The 21,860-nt window shown below is 70.5% G+C and carries 21 protein-coding genes; 9 read left to right on the top strand and 12 right to left on the bottom strand.

All coding sequences use genetic code 11. The features are described 5' to 3' along the window. Nucleotides 1–248: 248 nt before the first annotated feature. A complete protein-coding gene (locus tag KJK29_RS30210; protein WP_215122344.1) occupies nucleotides 249–977 on the top strand; it encodes a transglycosylase SLT domain-containing protein in 729 nt (242 codons plus the stop codon). A gap of 99 nt (nucleotides 978–1,076) precedes the next feature. On the opposite strand, the gene KJK29_RS30205 is transcribed toward KJK29_RS30210, so the two are convergent. Next, a complete protein-coding gene (locus tag KJK29_RS30205; RefSeq protein ID WP_215122343.1) occupies nucleotides 1,077–3,596 on the bottom strand; it encodes an ABC transporter ATP-binding protein/permease in 2,520 nt (839 codons plus the stop codon). 241 nt (nucleotides 3,597–3,837) lie between these two features. Between KJK29_RS30205 and KJK29_RS30200 the strand changes: the two genes are divergently transcribed. Together KJK29_RS30200 and serB are read left to right on the top strand one after the other, a co-directional pair. Beyond that, on the top strand, nucleotides 3,838–5,907 hold the full coding sequence (locus KJK29_RS30200) for a streptophobe family protein (protein WP_215122342.1): 2,070 nt from the start codon (nucleotides 3,838–3,840) through the stop codon (nucleotides 5,905–5,907). Nucleotides 5,908–6,036: 129 nt separating this feature from the next. After that, nucleotides 6,037–7,251, top strand: coding sequence for a phosphoserine phosphatase SerB (gene serB, locus KJK29_RS30195; protein ID WP_215122341.1), 1,215 nt, complete (start codon nucleotides 6,037–6,039; stop codon nucleotides 7,249–7,251). A gap of 71 nt (nucleotides 7,252–7,322) precedes the next feature. Here serB and KJK29_RS30190 read toward each other — a convergent pair whose 3' ends face one another. The 4 genes from KJK29_RS30190 to KJK29_RS30180 all read right to left on the bottom strand — a co-directional run bounded on the left by KJK29_RS30190 (nucleotide 7,323) and on the right by KJK29_RS30180 (nucleotide 9,834). Further along, nucleotides 7,323–7,841, bottom strand: a complete 519-nt coding sequence (locus KJK29_RS30190) for a SixA phosphatase family protein (protein ID WP_215122340.1) — start codon at nucleotides 7,839–7,841, stop codon at nucleotides 7,323–7,325. A 65-nt stretch (nucleotides 7,842–7,906) separates the two neighbouring features. Further along, nucleotides 7,907–8,113: a hypothetical protein gene (locus KJK29_RS30185; RefSeq protein ID WP_215122339.1), complete on the bottom strand. Its 207-nt coding sequence runs from the start codon at nucleotides 8,111–8,113 to the stop codon at nucleotides 7,907–7,909. A 167-nt stretch (nucleotides 8,114–8,280) separates the two neighbouring features. Further along, nucleotides 8,281–8,397, bottom strand: coding sequence for an SGM_5486 family transporter-associated protein (locus tag KJK29_RS39005; RefSeq protein WP_106974401.1), 117 nt, complete (start codon nucleotides 8,395–8,397; stop codon nucleotides 8,281–8,283). A 66-nt stretch (nucleotides 8,398–8,463) separates the two neighbouring features. Continuing rightward, nucleotides 8,464–9,834 (bottom strand): CynX/NimT family MFS transporter, encoded by a 1,371-nt coding sequence (locus tag KJK29_RS30180; protein WP_215122338.1) that lies wholly within the window; start codon nucleotides 9,832–9,834, stop codon nucleotides 8,464–8,466. Between the two features lie 79 nt (nucleotides 9,835–9,913). Between KJK29_RS30180 and KJK29_RS30175 the strand changes: the two genes are divergently transcribed. Beyond that, nucleotides 9,914–10,606 (top strand): FadR/GntR family transcriptional regulator, encoded by a 693-nt coding sequence (locus KJK29_RS30175; protein ID WP_215122337.1) that lies wholly within the window; start codon nucleotides 9,914–9,916, stop codon nucleotides 10,604–10,606. Here the strand turns inward: KJK29_RS30175 and KJK29_RS30170 are convergent. The 3 genes from KJK29_RS30170 to fabG all read right to left on the bottom strand — a co-directional run bounded on the left by KJK29_RS30170 (nucleotide 10,584) and on the right by fabG (nucleotide 12,579). Beyond that, nucleotides 10,584–10,940, bottom strand: a complete 357-nt coding sequence (locus KJK29_RS30170) for a hypothetical protein (protein ID WP_215122336.1) — start codon at nucleotides 10,938–10,940, stop codon at nucleotides 10,584–10,586. The genes KJK29_RS30175 and KJK29_RS30170 overlap by 23 nt on opposite strands. A 161-nt stretch (nucleotides 10,941–11,101) precedes the next feature. Continuing rightward, a complete protein-coding gene (gene fabI / locus KJK29_RS30165; RefSeq protein WP_215122335.1) occupies nucleotides 11,102–11,869 on the bottom strand; it encodes an enoyl-ACP reductase FabI in 768 nt (255 codons plus the stop codon). A 5-nt stretch (nucleotides 11,870–11,874) separates the two neighbouring features. Further along, nucleotides 11,875–12,579: a 3-oxoacyl-[acyl-carrier-protein] reductase gene (fabG, locus tag KJK29_RS30160; protein WP_215122334.1), complete on the bottom strand. Its 705-nt coding sequence runs from the start codon at nucleotides 12,577–12,579 to the stop codon at nucleotides 11,875–11,877. A gap of 274 nt (nucleotides 12,580–12,853) precedes the next feature. Here fabG and KJK29_RS30155 point away from each other — a divergent pair, with 274 nt between their 5' ends. The 3 genes from KJK29_RS30155 (at nucleotide 12,854) to tyrS (ending at nucleotide 17,109) form a co-directional block, all read left to right on the top strand. Further along, the gene (locus tag KJK29_RS30155; RefSeq protein WP_215122333.1) at nucleotides 12,854–14,377 is read left to right on the top strand and encodes a TldD/PmbA family protein; all 1,524 of its coding nucleotides are present in this window, start codon (nucleotides 12,854–12,856) and stop codon (nucleotides 14,375–14,377) included. Continuing rightward, nucleotides 14,374–15,768 (top strand): metallopeptidase TldD-related protein, encoded by a 1,395-nt coding sequence (locus KJK29_RS30150; RefSeq protein ID WP_215122332.1) that lies wholly within the window; start codon nucleotides 14,374–14,376, stop codon nucleotides 15,766–15,768. The genes KJK29_RS30155 and KJK29_RS30150 overlap by 4 nt, the downstream gene beginning before the upstream one ends. 72 nt (nucleotides 15,769–15,840) lie before the next feature. Further along, nucleotides 15,841–17,109, top strand: coding sequence for a tyrosine--tRNA ligase (gene tyrS, locus KJK29_RS30145; RefSeq protein ID WP_215122331.1), 1,269 nt, complete (start codon nucleotides 15,841–15,843; stop codon nucleotides 17,107–17,109). Nucleotides 17,110–17,172: 63 nt separating this feature from the next. Here tyrS and KJK29_RS30140 read toward each other — a convergent pair whose 3' ends face one another. Then, nucleotides 17,173–17,448: a GlsB/YeaQ/YmgE family stress response membrane protein gene (locus tag KJK29_RS30140; RefSeq protein ID WP_215122330.1), complete on the bottom strand. Its 276-nt coding sequence runs from the start codon at nucleotides 17,446–17,448 to the stop codon at nucleotides 17,173–17,175. A gap of 244 nt (nucleotides 17,449–17,692) precedes the next feature. Between KJK29_RS30140 and KJK29_RS30135 the strand changes: the two genes are divergently transcribed. After that, the gene (locus KJK29_RS30135) at nucleotides 17,693–18,088 is read left to right on the top strand and encodes a DUF3099 domain-containing protein (RefSeq protein WP_215122329.1); all 396 of its coding nucleotides are present in this window, start codon (nucleotides 17,693–17,695) and stop codon (nucleotides 18,086–18,088) included. A 216-nt stretch (nucleotides 18,089–18,304) separates the two neighbouring features. Beyond that, complete coding sequence (locus KJK29_RS30130; protein WP_189730241.1) at nucleotides 18,305–18,511, top strand: hypothetical protein; 207 nt, start codon at nucleotides 18,305–18,307, stop codon at nucleotides 18,509–18,511. Between the two features lie 69 nt (nucleotides 18,512–18,580). Here the strand turns inward: KJK29_RS30130 and moaA are convergent, their stop codons facing one another. From moaA to KJK29_RS30115, 3 genes are all read right to left on the bottom strand, one after another. Then, on the bottom strand, nucleotides 18,581–19,570 hold the full coding sequence (gene moaA, locus KJK29_RS30125; RefSeq protein WP_215122328.1) for a GTP 3',8-cyclase MoaA: 990 nt from the start codon (nucleotides 19,568–19,570) through the stop codon (nucleotides 18,581–18,583). Nucleotides 19,571–19,741: 171 nt separating this feature from the next. After that, the gene (locus KJK29_RS30120) at nucleotides 19,742–21,367 is read right to left on the bottom strand and encodes a solute symporter family protein (protein ID WP_215122327.1); all 1,626 of its coding nucleotides are present in this window, start codon (nucleotides 21,365–21,367) and stop codon (nucleotides 19,742–19,744) included. Further along, nucleotides 21,364–21,720: a DUF485 domain-containing protein gene (locus tag KJK29_RS30115; protein ID WP_215122326.1), complete on the bottom strand. Its 357-nt coding sequence runs from the start codon at nucleotides 21,718–21,720 to the stop codon at nucleotides 21,364–21,366. The genes KJK29_RS30120 and KJK29_RS30115 overlap by 4 nt, the downstream gene beginning before the upstream one ends. Nucleotides 21,721–21,860: the final 140 nt, after the last annotated feature.

The following is a 21,860-nucleotide window of genomic DNA, read 5'->3' as shown; positions in this document are numbered from 1 at the left end:
ACGGACGTAGGAGACAAACTCGACCTATTGAGCGGCAACGACAGTCCAGTCTGCCCCGATTTGCTACTCCCTGATCCACTATCTCCCTTCGTACGTCACACCTTTGCCACGCCATTTTGCGGCCGCTAAGAATGGCTGCCGTCGCTCAGCGCCGTGGGTTCACCTCCGCGGCGTTTGTGTCGGAAACACACCGAGTCCAACGCCGGACGCCGAGCGACTCCCGCGCTATTCGAAGAGGTCCAACCACCATGCCCAAGAACATCTTCAGCCGTGGCCCCAGTCGTAACCTCACCCGTCACCACAAGATCGCCATGGCGGGTGTCGCCACCCTCGGTGCCGCCGCCATCGGGTTCTCCGCGGTGCCGAGCGGCGCTTCGACCAAGACCACGACGGAAGCCGCTCAGTCGGCTCCGGTGGCGTTCAGCAACCAGCAGATCAAGGACGTGAAGGCGAGCGTCACCGACCAGATGGCCGGTGCCAGCCTGAAGGCCGAGCAGATCGAGGCGAAGAAGAAGGCCGACGCCGCGGCTGCCGCCAAGAAGCAGGCCGCCGCCGAGGCCGCGAAGAAGAAGGCCGAGGCCGCGCGTGAGGCCAAGGAGGCCGCGAGCCGCGACGCCAAGCGCGCCGAGGCGAAGAAGGCCGCCAAGAAGACCTACCCGAACAACCTCGACGGCTGGATCCGCGAGTCGCTCGACGTCCTGAAGAAGCACGACATCCCGGCGTCCTACGACGGCATCCACCGCAACATCATCCGCGAGTCGGCCGGTGACCCGAAGGCCATCAACGACTGGGACATCAACGCCATCAACGGCGTCCCGTCGAAGGGCCTGCTGCAGGTCATCCCGCCGACGTTCAAGACCTGGCACGTCCCCGGCACGTCCTGGGACATCTACGACCCGGTCGCGAACATCACCGCCGCCTGCAACTACGCGGCCGACAAGTACGGCTCGATGGACAACGTCGACAGCGCGTACTGAGGTAGCGCGGGACCTCTGCTCGCTGAACGACAAAACGCCGAAGGGCGGCACCCTCCTGACGAGGTGCCGCCCTTCGGGGCGTCTTGCGTGAGGCGATGACTACTTGCGCATGACCTCGGGCTCGTGGCGGCGCAGGAAGCGGGCCACGAAGAAGCCGCAGAGCACGCCGAGCGCGAGGAGCGCGCCCATGTCCATGGCCCAGGCGCCGACCGTGTGCTCCCACAGCGGATCGTTGTCGCCGGCGGTCTCCGGCGGGGCGATCTTGTTGAAGTCCAGCGTGGCGCCGGCGGCGGCGACCGCCCAGCGCGACGGCATCAGGAACGAGAACTGGTTGACGCCGATCGAACCGTGCAGCGTGAACAGGCAGCCCGTGAAGACGACCTGGATGATGGCGAACATCACCAGCAGCGGCATGGTCTTCTCGGCGGTCTTCACCAGCGAGGAGATGATCAGGCCGAACATCATCGAGGTGAAGCCCAGGGCCATGATCGGCACGGACAGCTCGACGAGCGTGGCGCTGCCGAAGACCAGGCCCTCCTCGGGGATCTCCCGGCTGGAGAAGCCGATGACGCCGACCAGCAGGCCCTGCAGCACGGTGATCATGCCGAGCACGAACACCTTGGACATCAGATACGCCGAGCGTGACAGGCCGGTCGCGCGCTCCCGCTCGTAGATGACCCGTTCCTTGATCAGCTCACGGACGGAGTTCGCCGCGCCCGCGAAGCAGGCGCCGACCGCGAGGATCAGCAGGACCGTGGTGGCGGTGCCGTTCGGGATGATCCGGCCGGACTGCGGGTTGACCGGGTTCGGCAGCAGGCCCTTGTCCGCGTCGATGAGCAGGCTGACCGCGCCGAGCACGGCCGGCAGGATCACCATCAGGGCGAGGAAGCCCTTGTCGGACGCGATCACCGAGACATAGCGCCGCACCAGCGTGACGAACTGGGACATCCAGCCCTGTGGCTTCGGCGGCTTCATCGCCTGCATGGGCGGAACCTGTACGGACTGCGGCGCCACGGCGTCGATGTCCGCGGCGTACATCTGGTAGTGCTGCGAGCCCTTCCAGCGGCCCGCCCAGTCGTAGTCGCGGTAGTTCTCGAAGGCGGAGAAGACATCGGCCCAGGTGTCGTAGCCGAAGAAGTTCAGCGCCTCCTCGGGCGGGCCGAAGTAGGCGACGGAGCCGCCCGGCGCCATCACGAGGAGCTTGTCGCAGATCGCCAGCTCGGCCACGGAGTGGGTGACGACGAGGACGGTGCGTCCGTCGTCGGCGAGGCCGCGCAGCAGCTGCATGACGTCGCGGTCCATGCCCGGGTCGAGGCCGGAGGTCGGCTCGTCCAGGAAGATCAGCGAGGGCTTGGTGAGCAGCTCCAGGGCCACCGAGACGCGCTTGCGCTGGCCACCGGAGAGGGAGGTGACCTTCTTCTCCTTGTGGATGTCCAGCTTCAGCTCGCGCAGCACCTCGTCGATACGGGCCTCGCGCTCGCGGGCCGTTGTGTCGGCGGGGAAGCGGAGCTTGGCCGCGTACTTCAGGGCCTTCTTGACGGTCAGTTCCTTGTGCAGGATGTCGTCCTGCGGGACCAGACCGATGCGCTGGCGCAGCTCGGCGAACTGCTTGTAGAGGTTGCGGTTGTCGTAGAGGACCTCGCCCTGGTCGGCCGGGCGGTAGCCGGTGAGCGCCTTGAGCAGGGTCGACTTGCCGGAACCGGACGGGCCGATGACCGCGATGAGCGACTTCTCGGGGACGCCGAAGGAGACGTCCTTGAGGATCTGCTTGCCGCCGTCGACCGTGACGGTCAGGTGGCGGGCGGAGAAGGACACCTCACCGGTGTCGACGAACTCCTCTAGCCGGTCGCCGACGATCCGGAACGTCGAGTGACCGACGCCGACGACATCGGCCGGGCCGAGCAACTGCCCGCCGCCCTTGGGGATCGGCAGGCCGTTGACGTACGTGCCGTTGTGGGAGCCGAGGTCACGGATCTCCATACGGCCGTCGGGCGTGGCGTGGAACTCGGCGTGGTTCCGGGAGACCTGCAGGTCGGAGACGACCAGCTCGTTCTCCAGGGCACGGCCGATGCGCATCACGCGGCCGAGGGAGAACTGGTGGAACGTGGTGGGGCTGCGGTCGCCGTGGGCCGGCGGTGCCCCCGCGGCACCGCCGGGAGCCTGCTGCTGCGGGATGTGCCCACCGGACTGCTGCGGCTGCTGCTGTTGCCAGCCGGCCTGCGGAGCCTGCTGCTGGGCGGGCGCCTGCTGGGCCCAGCCGGGGTTCGCGCTCTGCGCGGCGTAGGGCTGCTGCTGGGGCTGGGCCTGCGGCGTGGCGACGGAGGCCGCGGCGTCGGAGAGGTTCAGACGCGGTCCGTCGGTGGCGTTGCCCAGGTTCACCGCCGAGCCCGGGCCGAGCTCCAGGTGGTGGATCCGCTGCCCCTGCACGAACGTGCCGTTGGTGCTGCCATGGTCCTCGATGACCCAACTGCGGCCGTTGAAACTGACCGTGGCGTGACGCCAGGAGACCCTGGCGTCGTCGAAGACGACGTCCCCCTGCGGATCACGTCCGAGGGTGTATGCCCTGGACGGATCGAGCGTCCAGGTACGTCCGTTTGATTCCAGTACGAGTTCCGGCACTCCATGCCCCACTGAGTTGTCCCCCGAGTTACCCCCGACATGGGGAGTCTAGGGATGTCGAACATCGGGGGGAACTATTTCAGGAGCGGCCCCCTGACCGAAAGTCGGGCCTTGTGAAAACCGCGCACGGACGCCTCGGCCGATTCCGTTGACGGGGTTGAAACCGGGCCGGAGAGTGGTATTTCGTCGCGAGGGGGACATGCGCGGAGTTCCCGCCGCGTAGCGGATCGGGGGGTCTGCCATGGGTGCCGGTACAGGTGTCGAGAGGGCGAGTGACGGCGCGCGCGTGCCGTGGGGGGACGTGCTGATGTCCGCCGTCGCCGCCGTGAGCTGGGCGTTGATCGGGATGGCGGGCACGGCGGCCCTGGGGCTGCGGCTGCTGGAGGCGGACACGGCGGGGTCGTTGGGGCCGATGACCGCGGCGGTGGTGGCCCTGGGGGCGGGTGGTTCGGTCACTCCGTCCGGAGATGTGTCGGTGTTCGGCCTCACGGGCGCGGAGGCGGACACGGCCATCGAGATCACGCCACTGGGGGTGAGCCTGGTCGGGGCGCTGCTGCTGTCGTACTTCTTCCTTCGGTCCTTGCGGGCGGCGGGAGTTGTGATATCACCGGCCGAACTCCTGGCGCGTGCCGGTGCGGTGGTCGCGTTGTTCGTGGCGATGCTGGGCGGGCTGGCCTGGGCGGGGCACGACGTCATCACGATCGACGGCGGCTCGCTGGGGCTGGACGACCTGACCGGCGGGGGCGGGGGCGGAAGCGGCGGCCTGGAGATCCCCGGGCTCGGGGACGCCGGGGACATCGGCGGGCTGCTGCCGGACCGGCTGGGGGACCTGGTCGACGCGCAGGCGGCGGTCGGGTTCTCGGTCGACACCGTGCCCACGCTGTTCGGCGGGCTCGGGTGGTCGGCCGGGATCCTCCTCGTCGCCCTGCTGGCCTCGCGCCGCACGCCGCTGCCGCGGGGGTGGGAGGCCGTGCACCGGGTCGTACGGCCGACCGTTTCCGCGGTGGTGACCGTGCTGCTGGTGGCCGTGGCGGCGGGGTTCGCCGCGGCGGCGTACGCGGCGAGCGGCGACGACCATCCCGGGCGCATCGCCGGCGCGGCACTGCTCGGGGCGCCGAACGGGGTGTGGCTGGGCGTGCCGATCGGCCTGTTCGTGCCGTGGGACGGCCGGGCAACGGGTGAACTGACCCGTTTCCTGCCGGACCCGCTGGACGATCTGCTCGTGGCCCGCCCCGACCAGCAGGTGACGCTGGGGAGGCTGGCCGAGTTGGACGGGCGGGTGTGGCTGCTGGGCGTGGCTGCGGCGCTGATGATGCTGCTGGCGGGGGTGCTGACGGCGGTGCGGTCGCCGGTGGGGAGCGTCGCGGGGGCGGCGGCGGTACGGGGTTCCGGTGCCCTCGGTTTCGCGGGCCGGTGCGCGCTGCGGCTGGGGGTCGCGACCGCGCTGGCCCTGCCGTTGCTGGCCTGGCTGACGGACGTGTCCGTGACCGCCTCCCTGTCCGTACTCGGCTTCGACGCGTTCGGTGCGGGCATCGAACTGCACGGGCATCTCGGCATGGCCCTGCTGCTGGGCGCGGTGTGGGGCGCGGGGGCCGGGGCGGTGGGGGCGTTGCTGGCGTGGGCGAGCGGGGGCGCGGGGCGGTCGGCGGCGGTGTTGGCCCGGGGGGATGGGGTGGCGGGGGCGGGGGGTGGCTCGGGGGTGGGCTCGTACGGCGAGGGCCAGGGCTGGCACGGCGAGGCTGGGCAGCACAGCGAGCGCACCGGCCGACACGGCGAGGGCACGGGCCCGTACGGCGAGGGCACCGGCTGGCCCAGCGCGGCCGGGCGGCGCGATGGGGGCCAGGGCTGGCACGGAGAGGACACGGGCCAGCACGCAGAGAGCACCGGGGCGGCCGGGAGTCAGAGCGAGCAGGCGTCGTACGGGAGGGAAGCCGGGCCCTACGCGCCAGGTACGCCGTACCGGCCGCCGAACCCGGCCACCAATCCCTACCTCCGGGTTCCGGAGGAACTGCGGGAGCCGGAGGACGCACGGCCCGGCGACGCACGCCGGGGCCCGCATGACGAAGGGCAACCGGACGGAGGACGGTCGGACACCCCGGACGCGGGACGGCCGGACACAAGGCCCACCGAACCCGGCAACGGCGACGTGTACGGCGCGCCCACCGTGGCGCGGCCGGTCGGGCCGCCTCCGCGAGGCCCCCGGCAGCCGCCCGGGCCGCGGAGCGGGAACGGGCCGCCTCCCCGGCCGGACGACGGGCCGCCGCCCCCGCCTCCTCCCCCGCCGCCGCGGAAACCGCGGGGCGGGAGGTGATCCCGAGGCCGGAGGGACGCCGTACCGGCACGCAAGATTCACGCCATCGACACGACACCCAGTGTTCGCCGTCCGCCAGCCGGACCTCAGGGGCGGTGTGACCTGCCTGCCCGATACGGTGGAACCACCATGAGCGCATCGCAGACCTCGTCCTCTGACGTCCCCACCCTCCTTGTCAAGATCTTCGGCAAGGACAGGCCGGGCATCACGGCCGGCCTCTTCGACACCCTCGCGGCCTTCTCCGTCGACGTCGTCGACATCGAGCAGGTCGTCACCCGTGGCCGGATGGTGCTGTGCGCGCTCGTGACCGAGCCGCCCCCCGGACTCGAGGGAGATCTGCGGGCGACCGTCCATAGCTGGGCCGAGTCGATGAAGATGCAGGCGGAGATCATCTCCGGCCTCGGCGACAACCGGCCGCGCGGACTGGGCCGCTCCCTGGTCACCGTGCTCGGGCATCCGCTCACCTCGGAGGCGACCGCCGCGGTCACCGCGCGGATCACCAGGACCGGCGGCAACATCGACCGTATCTTCCGGCTCGCCAAGTACCCCGTGACCGCCGTCGAGTTCGCCGTGTCCGGTGTGGAGACCGAGCCGCTGCGCACCGCCCTGGCGCCCGACGCGGCGAAGCTCGGCATCGACGTGGCGGTCGTCGCCGCCGGTCTGTACCGGCGAGCGCAGCGCCTGGTCGTCATGGACGTCGACTCGACGCTCATCCAGGACGAGGTCATCGAGCTGTTCGCCGCGCACGCCGGCTGCGAGGACAAGGTCGCCGAGGTGACGGCGGCCGCGATGCGCGGGGATCTGGACTTCGAGCAGTCCCTGCACGCGCGCGTGGCGCTGCTGGAGGGGCTGGACGCCTCGGTGGTGGACAAGGTGCGCAGCGAGGTCCGGCTGACGCCGGGCGCCCGCACCCTGATCCGTACGCTGAAGCGGCTCGGCTACCAAGTCGGTGTCGTCTCGGGCGGGTTCACCCAGGTCACCGACGATCTGAAGGAGCGGCTGGGGCTGGACTTCGCCCAGGCCAACACGCTGGAGATCGTCGACGGCAGGCTGACGGGCAAGGTCACCGGCGAGATCGTCGACCGCGCGGGCAAGGCGCGGCTGCTGCGCCGGTTCGCGGCGGAGGCGGGCGTGCCGCTGTCGCAGACCGTGGCGATCGGTGACGGTGCGAACGACCTGGACATGCTGAACGCGGCCGGTCTGGGTGTCGCCTTCAACGCCAAGCCGGTGGTGCGCGAGGCCGCGCACACGGCGGTGAATTTCCCGTTCCTGGACACGGTGCTGTACCTGCTGGGCGTCACGCGCGAAGAGGTCGAGGCGGCGGACACCCTCGACACGGTCTGAAGCAGGCAGGAGGGGCCCGGCACCGTGCGGTGCCGGGCCCCTGTCACTGCCCCACGGTCACGCGGCGACGGTCACTCGGTCGGCGCCCAGTAGTCGCCCAGCGCGGCCACGCCGGGCTCCACGTTCTTCCATGACCCGGTGAACGACAGGACGGCGAAGGCGGCGGCCGGGAAGCCACGGCGGTCCATCCGCTCGCGGGCGTCGTCCTCGGCCGAGCCCGCCAGGATGTCGGCGAGGCCCTGGATGCCCGGGTTGTGGCCGATCATGAGGACGTTCCGCACATCGTCGGGGGTCTCGTTGAGCACGGCGATCAGTTCGCCCGGGGAGGCCTCGTAGATCCGCTCTTCGTAGACGGTTTTCGGCCGATGCGGGAACTCATGGACGGCGAGCTTCCAGGTTTCCCGGGTCCGGACCGAGGTGGAGCACAGGGCCAGGTCGACTGGGATGCCGGTGTCGGCCAGCCTGCGCCCGGCCTCCGCCGCGTCTTTTCGGCCCCGGTCGGCAAGCGGACGCTCGTGATCGGTCACCTGTGGCCAGTCGGCTTTCGCATGGCGGAAGAGGACAATCGTGCGGGGTTCTGCGACGCTCATGAGATCCAGCTTCGCATGAAACACGCCATGGGGCGCAGGGAGTTGACCACCGGCTTCGGCCGTGCTCAGCGGGCTGTCAGCTGCTGGAGCCGCTCGAAGAGGTGGGTGACCACGGGGTCACCGGTGGCAGCGTGGGCTCCGGAGGGGTTCAGGATCAGGACGAGCAGCGCGGTGAAGAGAAGCGCCGGCAGGGCCAGGGCCCACCAGGGGAGCCTGCTGTCGACGCCGGACCGGGTCGCCGGGTGGGGCGGGGTCTGCGTAGGGGCCGACATGGGTGCCTCCGCTCTTCGAGTGGCCGGTGGCCCCCGTCTCGCGGCCACACCTCGAAGTTACGGAATCGGCGGCGGCCAACCCATCCGGTGACCCACCCACTTGACCCTGACCCTCACCCCCTAGGGGACAGGGGGGCCAGCCCCACCATCGGCGGGGCGAGGGCCGGTCACGGCGAGGCGATCGTGGCGATGACGCCGATGACGATGAAGATCGCGAAGAAGGCGCCGAACACGAGCAGCATCTTCTTCTGACCATGCTGGGGATTCGGATCGAGCACTGGCATGGGGCAAGTGTCGCACCCACCCCGGGCGCGGTACGCCCCGGGGTGAGGCCGACGCCGCGCGCCGGTTCAGCGGCCCGCCTCCTCCTCCACCGTGCGGTCGCGGCCCGCCAGCCAGCCGACCACCATCTGCGGGACCATCAGGGCGCCCATCAGTGTGAGCGGCAGGCCCCAGCCGCCACTGTGCTGGTAGAGGACGCCCACCAGGAGCGGCCCCGGGATGGAGATCAGGTAGCCGGTGCTCTGTGCGAACGCCGACAGCTGGGCCACGCCCGGGCCGGTCTTGGCCCGCATACCGACCATGGTGAGGGCGAGCGGGAAAGCGCAGTTCGCGATGCCGAGCAGCAGGGCCCAGGCCCAGGCGCCCTCGGCCGGCGCGAGATACAGCCCGGCGTAGCCGATCAGGCCGCAGACGCCCAGGGTGAGCACGATCGGGCCCTGGTGCGGCAGCCGGGTGGCCAGGCGGGGTATGACGAAGGCCAGGGGCACGCCCATCACCATGGTGAGCGCCAGCAGCAGCCCGGCGGTGCCCGCGGGCACTCCGGCGTCCCGGAAGATCTGCGCCATCCAGCCCATGGTGATGTAGGCGGCGGTGGCCTGGAGCCCGAAGAAGACGGCCAGCGCCCAGGCGGTACGGCTCCGGGTGATCCGCAACTGCGGCGCCTCCACGCGCGTGGGGTCCGTCCGCACAGGGGTCGAGGTCTCCGTCGCCGCGTCCGGGCCGCGCGTCACCCCGTCGCCGTCGCCGTCGGCCCGCCGCCCCGGCCCCGACGCCGCCGCACGCCCCCGTACGAACGGCAGCCACGGCAGGATCGCCGCGACGGCGAGTCCCGCCCACAGGGCCAGCCCCGACTGCCAGCTCCCGCCCAGGGCGTCGGAGACGGGCACCGTGACCGCGGCCGCGAGGGCCGTGCCCAGGGCGAGTCCCATGGAGTAGACGCCGGTCATGGAGCCCACGCGGTCGGGGAACCACTGCTTGACGATGACCGGCATCAGGACGTTGCTGACGGCGATGCCCATGAGGGCGAGGGCGCTGGCGGCCAGGAAGCCGGCCGTGCCGCCCGCGTACGGCCGTATCGCCAGGCCGGAGGCGATGGCGACCATGCCGGCGCAGACCACGGCGCCCGCTCCGAAGCGGCGGGCGAGCCGCGGGGCCATGACGCCGAAGACGGCGAAGCACAGCGGCGGCACGGAGGTGAGCAGCCCGGCCACGCTGCCGCTCATGCCGAGCCCGTCGCGGACCTCCTCCAGGAGGGCGCCGAGGCTGGTGATGGCGGGCCGGAGGTTCAGGGCGGACAGCACGATGCCGAGGACGAGCAGCCGTGTCGTCCACGCGCGCGTGGACGGGCCGCCCGGTTTCCCGGCGTCGTGCGCGGCCGAGCTGCGAACGGTCGGGGGCGTCATGGTCCGGGTTTCCTCACTAGCCATGAGGCCCATCATAGAATCATGGGATGATTGACTGTCCAATCCGTCCGCTCCTCGGCTGCCGTCCGGCGCCCCGGCCGTGCGAAGGTGAGCCATGCCTCTGAGCCATCCCCGTCGTTCGGCGCTGTCCGAACAGGTCATCGCCGCGCTGCGGGCCCAGATCACGTCGGGCGAGTGGCCGGTCGGCTCCCGTATCCCGACCGAGCCGGAGCTGGTCGAGCAGCTGGGCGTCGCCCGCAACACGGTCCGTGAGGCCGTCCGCGCGCTCGCGCACAACGGCCTGCTGGACATCCGCCAGGGCTCCGGCACCTATGTCGTGGCGACCAGTGAGCTGGCGGGGGTGATGCAGCGGCGGTTCGCCGGCGCCGACCCCCGGCACATCGCCGAGCTGCGCTCCACGCTGGAGTCGTCCGCGTCCCGGCTGGCCGCCGAGCGGCGGACCGAGAAGGACCTCAAGCAGCTCGACGCGCTGCTGCTGCGGCGTGAGGAGGCCTGGGAGTCGGGTGACGCGGAGGCGTTCGTGACCGCGGACGCGACCTTCCACCTGGCCGTGGTCTCCGCCTCCCACAACGACGTGATGACCGCCATGTACGCCGACCTGGGCGAGGTGCTGCGGGACTGGCTGCGCGAGGACGTCGGCGAGGAGCTGACGCCGGAGACGTACATGGACCACGGGCGGCTGCTCGACGCGATCCGCGTGGGAGACGCGGACCGGGCGGGGACGGAGGCGGCCCGCTATCCGTTCCTGTGCCGGCTGGGCGGGATCAGCTCGTCCTCCGGTGGCTGACCCAGGCGGCGTCGACTTCCTTCCAGCAGCGCCCCTTGAGCCGCACGGTCTGCGCGGGCCCGGCCTCCACCGGGGAGCTGTCCGTGTCGATGTCCCACCAGCGGGCGCACTCGACGTGCAGGCTCACGCGGTCGGGCTCCGGAAAGGGGTTGTGACAGTACGCGGTCACCCTGGAGTCGTGGACGCGGATCCGGCACGCGGCACCGAAGGGGGCGGCCCGCTCCCGCTCGTCGTCGTCGGCGGGCACGCGCGCGTGCGGCACCGCCTCGTATGCCAGGGTCAGGACGAGAGCGACAGCGACGGACAGTGAGGCCGTTCGGCGGGACAAGCGCACAAGGGGACCTCCTCGGCCGTGCTGGGGAGGGGACCGCGTGGTGAACGCGTACTCCAGAGTGCCCGGTCACAGGCCTCCCCCGCCCGGCCGGAGCGGCCGAACGGGTGACGCCCCGCTCCCCGCGCGCTGCGGGGAACGGGGCGTCGACGGCGTACGGGAGATCAGGCGCCGATGGCGTGCAGACCGCCGTCCACGTGGATGATCTCGCCCGTGGTCTTCGGGAACCAGTCGCTCAGCAGCGCGACGATGCCGCGGCCGGCCGGCTCGGGGTCCTTGAGGTCCCACTCCAGCGGCGAACGGTCGTCCCAGACGGCGGCCAGCTCGCCGAAGCCCGGGATGGACTTGGCGGCCATGGAGGCCAGCGGGCCGGCGGAGACGAGGTTGCAGCGGATGTTCTGCTTGCCCAGGTCACGGGCGACGTAGCGGCTGGTGGCCTCCAGGGCGGCCTTGGCCGGGCCCATCCAGTCGTACTGCGGCCAGGCGAACTTCGCGTCGAAGGTCAGACCGACGACCGAGCCGCCGTTCTGCATCAGCGGCAGGCAGGCCATGGTCAGCGACTTCAGGGAGTACGCCGAGACGTGCATCGCGGTGGAGACCGACTCGAACGGCGTGTTCAGGAAGTTGCCGCCGAGGGCGTCCTGCGGGGCGAAGCCGATGGAGTGCACGACACCGTCGAGGCCGCCCAGCTCCTCGCCGACGATGTCGGCCAGCCGCCCGAGGTGCTCGTCGTTGGTGACGTCGAGCTCGATGACCTTGGTGGGCTTCGGGAGCTTCTTGGCGATGCGCTCGGTCAGCGTGGGCCGCGGGAAGGCGGTCAGGATGATCTCGGCGCCCTGCTCCTGGGCCAGCTTGGCGGCGTGGAAGGCGATGGAGGACTCCATCAGCACACCGGTGATCAGGACGCGCTTGCCCTCGAGAATTCCGCTCATGGTGATCAGTGACCCATTCCCAGTCCGCCGTCAACGGGAATGACGGCTCCAGTGATGTACGAGGCGTCGTCCGAGGCGAGGAACCGCACCGTCGCGGCGACCTCCTCGGGTCGCGCGTACCGGCCGAGCGGCACCTGCTTCACGATGCCCTCACGCTGCTCGTCGGTGAGCACCTTGGTCATGTCGGTGTCGACGAAGCCGGGCGCGACGACGTTGAAGGTGAGGTTGCGCGAGCCCAGCTCACGGGCGAGGGAGCGCGCGAAGCCGACCAGGGCGGCCTTGGAGGCGGCGTAGTTGGCCTGGCCCGGGCCGCCGTAGAGGCCGACGACCGAGGAGATCAGGACGACGCGGCCCTTCTTGGCCCGCAGCATGCCGCGGTTGGCGCGCTTGACCACACGGAAGGTGCCGGTGAGGTTGGTGTCGATGACCGAGGTGAAGTCCTCCTCGGACATGCGCATCAGGAGCTGGTCCTTGGTGATGCCGGCGTTGGCGACGAGTACCTCGACGGGGCCGTGGTTCTCCTCGATCTCCTTGTAGGCCTGCTCCACCTGCTCGGGGTCGGTGATGTCGCACCTGACGGCCAGGAAGCCCGCCGGCGGCTCACCCGAGCGGTATGTGATGGCGACCTTGTCGCCGGCATCGGCGAAAGCGCGGGCGATGGCGAGGCCGATGCCCCGGTTGCCTCCGGTGACGAGAACCGAGCGGCTCAACGGATCACCCTTTCGATAGCGGTCTGATTACGCCCGCCCGGGCGCCTGGACGACAGACGGCGATGACAGGCGGCTTCTTCGAAAACCTATCGGTCCGGGCACGCCCGCGGAGAATCGGGCACCGACAGTGGCGTAGGGGACTCACTGTCGGGTCCCTACAGAAAGCCACGCACCCGGGGTACGGAAACTCGTGGCCCGCGCGCGTGCGGGACGACATGATCGGAGCAGTCACGCAGTACGGCGACCACGCTCACCTCGACAGAAAGAGACGGCGGTGCCTCATACCATCGACGAGGCCTTCACGGCCCTCCCCCTACGCGCCCTCGCCGACGCGGCCCTCGCACGCGCGCGTGCGCTCGGCGCCGAGCACGCGGACTTCCGGTTCGAGCGGGTGCGGGGCGCCTCCTGGCGGTTCCGGGACGCCAAGCCCGCCGGGTCGTCGGACACCACCGACCTCGGGTACGCGGTGCGCGTGGTGCACGGCGGGACATGGGGTTTCGCGTCCGGCGTCGACCTCAGCCTGGACGCCGCCGCCAGGGTCGCCGGGCAGGCGGTCGCCATGGCGAAGCTGTCCGCCCAGGTGATCAAGGCGGCCGGGTCGGACGAGCGCGTGGAGCTGGCGAGCGAGCCGGTGCACTCCGAGAAGACCTGGGTCTCGTCGTACGAGATCGATCCGTTCACCGTGCCCGACGAGGAGAAGGCCGGGCTGATCGCGGACTGGAGCGCGCGGCTGCTGGCGGCCGACGGGGTGGACCATGTCGACGCCTCGCTGCTCACCGTCCACGAGAACAAGTTCTACGCCGACACCGCGGGGACCGTGACCACGCAGCAGCGGGTACGGCTGCACCCCGTGTTCAACGCCGTGTCGGTGGACGAGTCGAGCGGCGAGTTCGACTCGATGCGCACCCTCGCGCCGCCCGTGGGACGCGGCTGGGAGTACCTGAGGGGTACCGGCTGGGACTGGGAGGGCGAGCTGGAGCGGATCCCGGAGCTGCTCGCCGAGAAGATGCGCGCGCCGAGTGTCGATCCGGGTCTGTACGACCTGGTCGTCGACCCGTCCAACCTGTGGCTGACCATTCACGAGTCCATCGGGCACGCGACCGAGCTGGACCGGGCCCTCGGCTACGAGGCCGCCTACGCCGGCACCTCCTTCGCCACGTTCGACCAGCTGGGCAAGTTGCGCTACGGCTCGGAGCTGATGAACGTCACCGGCGACCGCACCGCCGAGCACGGCCTCGCCACCATCGGGTACGACGACGAGGGCGTCGCGGGCCAGTCCTGGGACCTCGTCAAGGACGGCACCCTCGTCGGCTACCAGCTCGACCGGCGGATCGCGAAGCTGACCGGGTCCGAGCGCTCCAACGGCTGCGCCTACGCCGACTCCCCCGGGCATGTGCCGGTGCAGCGCATGGCCAATGTGTCGTTGCGGCCGGACCCGGCCGGGATGTCGACCGAGGATCTGATCGGGGGCGTGGAGCGGGGGATCTACGTCGTCGGTGACCGGTCCTGGTCGATCGACATGCAGCGCTACAACTTCCAGTTCACCGGGCAGCGCTTCTACCGGATCGAGAACGGGCGGCTCGCCGGGCAGCTGCGGGACGTGGCCTACCAGGCGACGACCACCGACTTCTGGGGTTCCATGTCCGCCGTCGGTGGTCCGGGGACCTATGTCCTGGGCGGCGCCTTCAATTGCGGCAAGGCGCAGCCGGGCCAGGTCGCGGCTGTGTCGCACGGCTGCCCGTCGGCCCTCTTCAAGGGCGTCAACATTTTGAACACGACCCAGGAGGCCGGTCGATGAGCGCGCGTTCCAGCAAGCCGCACGAGGTCGTCGAGCGCGCCCTCGCACTGTCCCGGGCGGACGGCTGTGTCGTCATCGCCGACGAGCAGTCCACCGCCAATCTGCGCTGGGCGGGCAACGCCCTGACCACGAACGGTGTCACGCGCGGGCGCACGCTCACCGTCATCGCCACGGTGGACGGCAAGGAGGGCACGGCCTCGGGTGTGGTGTCACGGTCCGCCGTGACCGCCGACGAACTGGAGCCCCTGGTGCGGGCCGCGGAGGCCGCCGCGCGCGGTGCCGGGCCCGCCGAGGACGCGCAGCCGCTGGTCACGGGCGTGGCCGCGAGCCCGGAGTTCACGGAGGCGCCCGCCGAGACCTCCTCCGCGGTGTTCGCCGACTTCGCCCCGGCGCTCGGCGAGGCCTTCGCACGCGCGCGTGCGGGCGGCCGGGAGCTGTACGGCTTCGCCAACCACGAACTGGTGTCGACGTACCTGGGCACCTCCACGGGGCTGCGGCTGCGGCACGACCAGCCGAACGGGACGCTGGAGCTGAACGCCAAGTCCCCGGACCGGACCCGGTCCGCGTGGGCCGGGCGCTCCACGCGGGACTTCAAGGACGTCGACCCGGCGGCCCTGGACGCGGAGCTGGCGGTGCGCCTCGGGTGGGCCGAGCGGCGTGTGGAGCTGCCCGCGGGCCGGTACGAGACGCTGCTGCCGCCGTCGGCCGTGGCCGATCTGCTGATCTACCAGCTGTGGTCGGCGTCGGGCCGGGACGCGGTCGAGGGCCGCACGGTGTTCTCCCAGCCGGGCGGGGGCACGCGGGTCGGCGAGAAGCTGACCGACCTGCCGCTGACCCTGCGCAGCGATCCGCACGAGCCCGGCCTGGAGTCGGCGCCCTTCGTGATCGCGCACTCCTCCGGCGGCGACGAGTCGGTGTTCGACAACGGGCTGCCGCTCACGGCCACCGAGTGGCTGCGCGAGGGCGAGCTGCGGCATCTGACGACCAGCCGCCACAGCGCGGGCCTGACCGGTCTGCCGGTGGCGCCGGGCATCGACAACGTGATCCTGGACGGGGGCGAGGACCGCTCCCTGGACGAGATGGTCGCGAACACCGAGCGCGGGCTGCTGCTGACCTGCCTGTGGTACATCCGCGAGGTCGACCCGGCGTCGCTGCTGCTGACGGGTCTGACCCGGGACGGCGTGTACCTGGTCGAGAACGGCGAGGTGACCGGCGAGGTGAACAACTTCCGGTTCAACGAGACGCCGGTCGGTCTGCTGGGCCGGGTGACGGAGGCCGGGCGGACGGAGAAGACGCTGCCGAGGGAATGGAGCGACTGGTTCACCAGGGCCGCGATGCCTGCCCTGCGGGTGCCCGACTTCAATATGAGCTCTGTCAGTCAGGGCGTATAACCTCGTACCTGATTACGAGACCAATCGATGGGGCCCGCTCCACGCGGGCCCGCTCAAGGAGATACGAGAACCGTGACGGACATCGTCGACGAGCTGAAGTGGCGCGGGCTTTTCGCCCTGTCCACTGACGAGGACGCTTTGCGCAAGGCGCTCGCGGACGGTCCCGTCACGTTCTATTGCGGCTTCGACCCGACGGCGCCGTCGTTGCACGTGGGGCACCTGGTGCAGGTGCTCACCGTGCGGCGGCTCCAGCAGGCCGGTCACCGGCCGCTGGCGCTGGTCGGCGGTGCCACGGGCCTGATCGGCGACCCGCGTCCGACGGCGGAGCGCACGCTGAACGACCCGGAGACGGTGACCGGCTGGGTCGGCAAGCTGCGTTCCCAGATCGAGCCGTTCCTGACCTTCGAGGGCGAGAACGCGGCCGTCATGGTCAACAACCTCGACTGGACGGAGAACCTCTCCGCGATCGAGTTCCTGCGGGACATCGGCAAGCACTTCCGCGTCAACAAGATGCTGACGAAGGACTCCGTGGCCCGGCGTCTGGAGTCCTCCGAGGGCATCAGCTACACGGAGTTCAGCTACCAGCTCCTCCAGGGCATGGACTTCCTCCAGCTCTACCGCAGGTACGGCTGCACGCTCCAGCAGGGCGGCAGCGACCAGTGGGGCAACCTCACGGCGGGCCTGGACCTGATCCACCGCCTGGAGCCGGACGCCGCGGTGCACGCCCTGGCGACGCCGCTGATGACCAAGGCGGACGGCACCAAGTTCGGCAAGACCGAGGGCGGCGCCGTCTGGCTCGACCCGGAGATGACGACGCCGTACGCGTTCTACCAGTTCTGGCTGAACGTGGACGACCGGGACATCTCCAAGTACATGCGCATCCTGTCCTTCCGCTCCCGTGCGGAGCTGGAGGAGCTGGAGCAGCAGACCGAAGAGCGTCCGCAGGCCCGTGCCGCGCAGCGCGCCCTGGCCGAGGAGCTGACGACGCTGGTGCACGGCGCGGACCAGACGGCCGCCGTGATCGCCGCGTCCAAGGCCCTCTTCGGGCAGGGCGAGCTGGCGGAGCTGGACGACAGGACGCTGGCCGCGGCCCTGTCGGAGGTGCCGCACATCCAGGTCTCCGAGCTCGGCCCGGTCGTCGACCTGTTCGCCGAGGTCGGCCTGGTGGCCAGCAAGTCGGCCGCGCGCCGCACGGTCAAGGAGGGCGGTGCCTACGTGAACAACGTCAAGGTCGCCGCCGAGGACGAGGTCCCCGCCAAGGAGGACCTGCTGCACGGCCGCTGGCTGGTGCTGCGCCGGGGCAAGAAGAACCTGGCGGCCGTCGAGGTCACGGGCGGCTGAGCACGCCTGCGAAGGGGGCCGTCTCCGGTGCGGAGGCGGCCCCCTTCGCCGTGCGCCCCGCCGTCACGCCCGCTGTCTGTCTCCCCGTGCGGCCGTCCAGGCCTTGTCGCCGAGGCCGACGAGGATGATCGCCATCGCCAGCTGGAAGACATGCCGCCACCAGTCGATGCCCGAGGTGGCGTCGACGCCGGCCGCCCGGGCGATGGCGTTGCCGGCGATGCCTCCGATGATGCCCAGGATGACGGTCAGCCACAGAGGCAGATGCTGCTTGCCCGGAATGATCGCCTTGGCGAGCAGGCCGAGTACCAGTCCCACGATGATCGCCCACAACCAGCCCATCGGTGCCTCCTCGTACGGCTCGACGTGAGCTCTACGGCCAGTGTCGGCCCAGGTGCCCTACGCCGCATGCCGGGGATGGCCGTACGCGCCACAGCGCACGCCGTCCACCTCGGCCGGACGGGCCCCGGTCTCGTGGCGGGCGCAGCCGCGGCGTACCGTGGGAGCTGTCCTGGTCAGGTTCCCCGGCCGGCCCGGGACGGCCACGGGGCGGGGAGAGTCCGATACGGGCGGATGGTGGAATGCGATGCGGAAGCAGCATGGCGACGGCAACGTCCAGGTTTTCCGGATCACCGGCGCCCGGACCGGACTTCAGGAGGACGTACGCGGGCGGCAGCGCCGGTACGTGATCTCGATGACGGTCCGCACGATCTCCGTGATCCTCGCGGCCACGTTGTGGAACGTCGAACGGCACGTCGCCATCGTGGCGTTGGTGCTCGGGCTGGTGCTGCCGTACATCGCGGTGGTGATCGCGAACGCCGGGCGCGAGAACGCGCCGTCTCTGCCGTCGACGTTCGTGGCGGCGCCGACGCGTCCGATGATCGCGCCGTCGGAGGCGCGGGACGGCTCCGCGGAATCCGCGGCGGAAGATGCCGCGTCCGGGGCCGCGCCGGGTGCGAAGACCGATTCGCACGAGCGATAGGGACGCGCGGGGGCGGGCACAAACGGAAGTCATCTTCCCGCCAAGCTCAAGAAAAGCTCAGATCAATCATGTTGTTCAGGTGCCGGGCTCGGGGTTACCCGTGACATACTTCGTACGCGCTCCGCATCCCCCGTCGGAGCGACGGACCGACGCCGGGCAGCTCCCCCCGTGGCTGCTCGGCGTCGCCTTTTCTGTGTGCAGTGGTGAGACAAAGCTGTGAGTGACGAGACGCCGATCTGTTCCGCGAAGGGTTGCCGCGTCGACGCGGTGTGGGTGCTTGCGTGGAACAACCCGAAGATTCATACGCCGGAGCGGCGCAAGACGTGGCTGGCGTGTGAGGAGCATCGCGAGCATTTGTCGCAGTTCCTCGGGGTGCGGGGGTTTTTGAAAGACGTGGTGCTTTTCGAGGAGTGGGACGGCTGAGTTCCGGCTTCGTCTGCGGCCCGGTGGGGGTTGTTCGCGCAGTTCCCCGCGCCCCCTTGGGGCGCTCCTCTATCCCCCGATAGCGGACATGGGCCGGTCCGGCTGTACGAAGGTCGGGTCGTCCAAGCCCGCTCCCGCCTTCTTGCCCCACATCGCCAGGCGCCAGATGCGGGCGATCTCCTCGTCGGGGGCGTCGGAGCGGAGGGCGGCTCGGAGGTCGGTTTCCTCTTGGGCGAAGAGGCAGGTGCGTATCTGTCCGTCGGCGGTGAGGCGGGTGCGGTCGCAGGCCGCGCAGAAGGGGCGGGTGACGGAGGCGATGACGCCGACGACATGCGGCCCGCCGTTCACCAGCCAGCGCTCCGCCGGGGCCGAGCCGCGCTTCTCCTCGCCCTCGGCGGTCAGCTCGAAGCGGGTGCGCAGGGAGGTCAGGATGTCGCCTGCCGTGATCATGCCGTCGCGCTTCCAGCCGTGCTGGGCGTCCAGGGGCATCTGCTCGATGAAGCGCAGCTCGTAGTCGTGCTCCACGGCCCAGGCGAGGAGGTCCGGGGCCTCGTCGCCGTTGAGACCCGGCATCAGGACTGAGTTGACCTTGACCGGGGTCAGGCCGGCGTCGCGGGCGGCGTGCAGGCCCTCGATGACGTCCTGGTGGCGGTTGCGGCGGGTGAGGGTCTTGAAGACGTCCGGGCGCAGTGTGTCGAGGGAGACGTTGACCCGGTCCAGGCCCGCCTCCTTGAGGGCGGCCGCCGTGCGCTTGAGGCCGATGCCGTTGGTCGTGAGGGACATCTGGGGGCGCCGGTCGAGGGCCGCGACGCGCTCGACGATGCCGACCAGGCCGGGGCGCAGCAGGGGCTCGCCGCCGGTGAAGCGGACCTCCTCGATACCGAGGGAGGTGACCGCGATGTCGATCAGGCGGACGATCTCGTCGTCCGTGAGCAGGTCCGGCTTGGCCAGCCACTGCAGGCCTTCCTCGGGCATGCAGTAGGTGCAGCGCAGATTGCACCGGTCGGTCAGCGAGACCCTCAGGTCGGTGGCCACTCGGCCGTAGGTGTCGATGAGCACGTGGGCCCCCTCCCTCGACGCGGATCGTGCCCGGAGCACTTCCTCTCCGACACCTGCGAGCCTACGTGACCCCACCGACAACTCCACAGGCCCGATCCCACGACGCACAGCGCGGCCGCGCCGCAGGGACCTGGAGGTTCCTACGACACGGCCGCGTGAGGGGGTTGGTGCTCAGTGGGCGCCGGTGCCGGTCAGAGACCTGACCTCCAGCTCGGCGTACTTCTTGGCGTCCGGCTCCTCCTTGGACAGGACGGTGCCGAGCCAGCCCATGAGGAAGCCGAAGGGGATGGAGATGATGCCCGGGTTCTTCAGCGGGAACCAGGCGAAGTCCACCTCGGGGAACATCGCCTTGGGGTCGCCGGAGACGACGGGCGAGAACAGCACCAGGCCGACGGCGACGATCAGACCGCCGTAGATCGACCACAGGGCGCCCTGGGTGGTGAAGCGCTTCCAGAAGAGGCTGTAGAGGATCGTCGGCAGGTTGGCGGAGGCCGCGACCGCGAAGGCGAGGGCGACCAGACCGGCCACGTTCAGGTCGCGGGCGAGGGCGCCGAGGCCGATGGAGACGACGCCGATGAGGACGGTCGCCCAGCGGGCCGCGCGGACCTCCTCGGCGCCGGACGCCTTCCCCTTGCGGATGACGTTGGCGTAGATGTCGTGCGCGAAGGACGACGACGAGGCGAGGGTGAGGCCGGCGACGACGGCGAGGATCGTCGCGAAGGCGACCGCCGAGATCGTGGCGAGCAGGATCGCGCCCCAGGTGGAGTCGACACCGCCGAGGTGCAGGGCGAGCAGGGGTGCCGCCGTGTTGCCTGACGGGTTGGAGGCGATGATCTCGTCCTGGGAGATCAGCGCGGCGGCGCCGAAGCCGAGGGCGATGGTCATCAGGTAGAAGCCGCCGATGATGCCGATCGCCCAGTTCACGGACTTACGGGCCGCCTTGGCGTCGGGCACCGTGTAGAAGCGGATCAGGATGTGCGGCAGACCGGCCGTGCCGAGCACCAGGGCGATGCCCAGGGAGACGAAGTCCAGCTTGGAGGTGCCGGTCATGCCGTACTGGAGGCCGGGCTCCAGGAAGGCGGCGCCCTTGCCGCTGTTCTCGGCGGCCGTGCCGAGCAGGTCGGAGATGTTGAAGTTGAACTTCAGCAGCACCAGGAAGGTGATGAGGAGCGTGCCGCCGATGAGCAGCACGGCCTTGACCATCTGGACCCAGGTGGTGCCCTTCATACCGCCGATGGAGACGTACACGACCATCAGCAGGCCGACGAGGGCGACGATGAGGATCTTGCCCGCGTCGGAGGTGATGCCGAGCAGCAGCGAGACGAGGACGCCCGCGCCGGCCATCTGGGCCAGCAGGTAGAAGATCGACACGACGATCGTGGACGTACCGGCGGCGGTGCGGACCGGGCGCTGGCGCATGCGGTACGCGAGCACGTCGCCCATGGTGTAGCGGCCGGAGTTGCGCAGCGGCTCCGCCACCAGGAGGAGGGCGACCAGCCAGGCGACCAGGAAGCCGATGGAGTACAGGAAGCCGTCGTAGCCGAAGAGGGCGATCGCGCCCGCGATGCCGAGGAAGGACGCGGCCGACATGTAGTCGCCGGAGACCGCGAGTCCGTTCTGGAAGGCGCTGAACTGGCGGCCGCCCGCGTAGAAGTCGGCGGCGTCCTTGGTCTGGCGGCCTGCCCAGACGGTGATGCCGAGCGTGGCCAGGACGAACAGCGCGAACAGGGTGATGATCAGCGGCCGGTGCTCGCTGGCCTCGTTCGCGGCGAGCAGGGTGTGCTGTACGGAGCTCATGCGCCGCCCTCCATCCGGGTCTTGATGGCCTCGGCCTTGGGGTCGAGCTTCGCGGCGGCGTGCCGCGAGTACCACCAGGCGATGAGGAACGTGGTGATGAACTGGGCGATGCCGAGGACGAAGGCGACGTTGATGTTGCCGAACAGCTTGGTGCCCATGAGGCCGCCCGCGTAGTTCGACAGCAGCACGTACAGCAGGTACCAGGCGATGAAGGCGACGGTCAGCGGGAAGGCGAAGGAGCGGTAGGAGCGGCGCAGTTCACCGAACTCCGCGCTCTCCTGCACCTCGGCGAACTCCTCGGGTGAGGGGAGTTTGTGTTGCTCTTTCGAGGGGGGCGGTGCATCGGTGGACACGGAGAGTCTCCTCGTGACGACGGAAGCGGTTCGAACGGGGGGCGGAGGCGAGTGTCCTCGCGCTCCCTGCTCAACGTCACGGCGGCACGCGAGAACCGGTTCAACTGCCCGGCGTTCTTTCCGAAGTCGTTTCGGCAAAC

The organism is Streptomyces koelreuteriae, assembly GCF_018604545.1.
GTDB lineage: Bacteria > Actinomycetota > Actinomycetes > Streptomycetales > Streptomycetaceae > Streptomyces > Streptomyces koelreuteriae.
Note: the sequence above shows the minus strand (reverse complement) of the source record. Positions and strands in the feature narration are given on the sequence as shown.